Source organism: Syntrophomonas sp. UBA1041 (genome assembly GCF_002316705.1).
Taxonomy (GTDB): Bacteria; Bacillota; Syntrophomonadia; order Syntrophomonadales; family Syntrophomonadaceae; genus DTU019.
The window spans coordinates 1-3,826 of record NZ_DCEA01000111.1 but is presented as its reverse complement, the minus strand read 5'-3'; the positions used below and the strand labels follow the sequence as shown (position 1 = coordinate 3,826).

4 protein-coding genes are annotated in these 3,826 nt (G+C 46.1%); all 4 read right to left on the bottom strand.

The window, feature by feature from the left end:
• Positions 1 to 436 (bottom strand): response regulator (locus B2633_RS16525; RefSeq protein ID WP_483171785.1); only part of this gene is annotated, 436 nt, incomplete at its 3' end.
• Between the two features lies 1 nt (position 437).
• Entirely contained in the window at positions 438 to 1,016 is a 579-nt protein-coding gene (locus tag B2633_RS16520; RefSeq protein ID WP_483171786.1) for a sensor histidine kinase, read from the bottom strand.
• A 181-nt stretch (positions 1,017 to 1,197) separates the two neighbouring features.
• The gene (locus tag B2633_RS16515; RefSeq protein WP_483171784.1) at positions 1,198 to 2,697 is read right to left on the bottom strand and encodes a transposase family protein; all 1,500 of its coding nucleotides are present in this window, start codon (positions 2,695 to 2,697) and stop codon (positions 1,198 to 1,200) included.
• A 61-nt stretch (positions 2,698 to 2,758) separates the two neighbouring features.
• On the bottom strand, positions 2,759 to 3,658 hold the full coding sequence (locus B2633_RS16510; RefSeq protein WP_333593342.1) for a Druantia anti-phage system protein DruA: 900 nt from the start codon (positions 3,656 to 3,658) through the stop codon (positions 2,759 to 2,761).
• Between the last annotated feature and the right edge of the window lie 168 nt (positions 3,659 to 3,826).

The window sequence follows — 3,826 nt, the reverse complement described above, 5'->3', positions numbered from 1 at the left end:
AGAATAACAGTTTATTGTCATCGATGTTTTGTATTCCTTTGCGCAGCTTTTCGAGGTGCTCCTTTTTTTTGATCTCGCTTATTAATCTTTCTAAGACCTTTTCCAGTTCGAGTTCATCGATGGGTTTAACAAGAAACTCTTTGACGCCAAGGGTCATAGCCCGCTTAGCGTACTCAAATTCATTATAGCCGGAGATAATCACATACTCGGCATTAACCTTTTTTTGAGCATTATGGATCATGGTTAAGCCATCCATCCCCGACATTCTGATGTCAGTAAAAACAATATCCGGTTTTAGTTTAAAGATTAATTCTATTCCGGCAAGCCCATTTTCTGCTTCTCCGATTACTTTGCAGTCAAAATCTTCCCAAGGAGTGGTAATTACTAATCCTTTGCGAACAATATCTTCATCTTCTACTACCACTACGTTATGCATCTTACATCACCTGCCCTTTATATAATAACGGAAGACAAAGCGTCACGATGGTTCCGCTTCCGGGTTGGCTTGCCAGCTGTAAACCGTAGTCAGGTCCATAATACAATTGAATACGGCGGTTAACATTCTGCAATCCGATACTGTCGGAGGTGGATGATAAATCTTTTTTCGCGTTAATCAAGGCAAGTTTTTTCGCTTCAATTCCTACGCCGTCATCAATAACTTCAAAAATTAGCTTATCGTCTTCCCGACGACCATTGATCATTAAACTTCCTTTACCAACCTTGTTTTCAAGACCATGAATAATGGCATTTTCCACAATTGGTTGTAATAGAAGTTTAGGTAAGTGGTAGTCATAAATATCGGGGCTAATCATGATTGTCACCTGTAAGCGCTCTCGATACCTGATTTTTTGGATCTTAATATAACTTTCAATTGTCGCAATGCTCTCTGCAACTGTCACCATCTCTTTATGTGAGGTAATAGTGCTGCGTAACAGTTTTCCTAGTTCGACTACGATTACCTTCAATTCGTCAACCATATTCAACTTTGCCCAGAGCTGACGCATGAAATTATTTATAAATCTTACTTGGTCTAAATTTGACGTTTTTTTGCTATCGTCGTTTTACTTTTTTATTGGTTCATCCTGGGCACACCACCTTAATTAAATCCTTTTCCTCATTTTATCATACCAGTCATCTTCAAGCAGACAGACGGATAGTGCGGAGCAAGGTCGTTGCCTAATCTTTTGGACTGGTTTGTTATGCCACCGTCCGACCGGTTTCCCAGTTATCTTCGTACACTAGTCGCAGTTGACCGGGGGATTCCCTCAATCGGCGAAGCCGCTCCAGATCCAATTCCCTGTAAGCCATCGCTGCGTAGAAGTCTTTGATGAACGACTGAATGCCGACTGCTTTGACCTGCTCTATCAGGTAGATGGAATGAAGCGCCATTTCATTTAGCATGCGGGCGATATGCATAAGATAATGATACCCCTGCATCGCGTTCCAATCATGTGAAAAAATGTGTTCGTATTGGTACCCCTGATGCTTTTCTTTTAAAATATTATTCTCGTGTAACCAGCGTTTCCGAGCCGCCAAATTACAATGTTCATGCACATTTTTTCGGCTAATCGGATCACTAAAAATCCAGGCGTAACGAGCGGTTTTTAGCGCCACACAGCCTTCTTTATCAATCTCTTCCCAGCTTTCCTCGCACATCACGAAATGAACGGTCAGAGTCTTCAGTCGGGCCAGCCCATAATCATACTCGATCTCGTTGGCCCAGCGGAATACCTGCGTTCGCCCCCGCCATTCTTGCTCACAGCGGTATTCCCCTTTGGTATCCAGACGCATCAATCCGGTCGCTTCTTGCCAAACAGAAGACAGCAAGTTGTCTTTAAGCATGATCATAAACTTCCATTTGTTCTTAAAGCAGATCTCCATGACCGGCCCCTTGGCATACAGACCGTCCATCAGCAAGGTGAACGGGAGTCTCGGAAATTCTTGTTTTAGTCGTTTTGCCAACCGGTAAAAGGCCTTCAATTCACAGTCCTGTTTCCACTCGTCGTCGTTTTCGATGCACTCCAGTTCCACACTGTTCTCTAAAAATACGCTCATTAGGGGCAGGACCATACCGTTGGAAAAGAGTAAAACCGCTTCCAGGACATAGGCGTAATATTGGTGTTCACCGTCTTTGCCTCGTATCCTCCGCCGAAGATAGCGCTCATCCCAGCATTCATTCATCACATATTTTTGGGTCCCATCCACCGCTAGGAGGTAGCGCTTTTTATGTAGCAGGTTGTTAAACGTCTTCTTACGGATCAACCGTTTCAGCATGTCCAGGTAGAGCGTTTCGATTTGGCCTACATCTATCTTTTCCAGTAGGCGACACAGGGTTTCCTGGTGCGGCATATCCGCCAGTTCCGGAAAGACGGCCTGCAGATTTTCAAGTATTTGCGGCGTGGTCATTGTCCGATTCGTTTCCCGCCTTGAGGTCTTTTGAAACACAAACATCAAGATCCCGTAGAGCATCATCACTCTCATTTGATGTTTGGTTTTCTTGGGATTTCGCGGGTCGGGTATGCGCGCTAGTTTCTTCAGGAGCCCCGGCAACAGTTGGACATATATTTTTAACTGCTCTTCGGTTACCCGCTGGACGACCGCTTTCTCTTCGTCGACCGTTTTCAAGTCACTCTTACGGTTCGGAAGCGTAGCGGTGGGCGGATAGTGCTTCCCCTGCTTTTTTTGTTCTTCCCTCAATTCCCGTTGTGCTCTCCTGCGTTCATAGCGTTTCAAACCAGCCGGCATTGGGGGGACCGATTTATTCATGAGCCGTCTCCCCCTTTAAATAGGCGCGAAAATCGGCCACTAAAGGATAGACGTAGATATGTTTGCGGGTAAGGAGCCTTTTTGTGTGTCGGTCCATCCGACCGCGCCCGGCGGTTTCACCCAGCCGAATCCAGTTTGCCGCTTGATAGGAGAGCCCACGGTACTTTTCCGTGTCCACAAATGTTTCCAAAAGTACTGGGCTGTAACCATAACGCTCTTGCCAGTCACGGCGAATGCGCTTTACCGCTAAGGATAAGACTTTGCTGGCCAAGTTCTTTACGTGAACCCAGGGAAAGATGAGAAAACGGGTGTTGTTGAGTACCAAATTCAAACGGCGGCTACGGTCAACTTCAGTCCACCCGATCCATTCGTCACGCGCTGCCAGCGCCCAAGCCGACGCCGCAAATAAAAGACAACCCAGCTTCTGCCCGGCGCCCGAAACAATGAAGTAACGCTGGTTGGCGCCAAAAGGATGCTTGTAGCCTAAGGTATGATAGCGATGAACATACTCGTTCCAGAGCTCAAAGTCGGAACCCATTCTAACCGGCTCCAAAGAGATAGGCTCATAATCGGCGACAAACCCCTCAACCAGTAAAGCAGGCGCTGTGCGCGGCCCAAACCTGATCTCTTTTCTATTACCGCTCTTGTACTCTCGCTTGGCCGGAAGGGTAATAAAGTCTTGTCCTTCAAGTTTCTCCAAAAGCTGTAGGCATGAAATTTTCTTGTACTGACCGGTCGGCGTTACCCAATCCAAGTTCTCACAGAGGGTATTCGCTAGCTCGGCACGGCTCAGTTTCGGAAACATACGCGCTGTCTCCTGGATCTCAAGTAACTCCTGCAAAGTAAAATATCTTCCGCATATCAGGACCGGCTCATCAGTCTGCTTTTCCATAGTGTGGGCCCCTTTCCATTAAAATCCCACGCTATTGTCTCATACCTTCAAAAAGAAGTCCAGTCCCTTTTTGCGAAAAAATTTTTTCTTTAGACCCTCTAATTCTCCTTCCCGTATGGGTTTTTAAAGTCATGCGTCAGCTCTGGGCCAATCCCGAGTTCCTTGGTG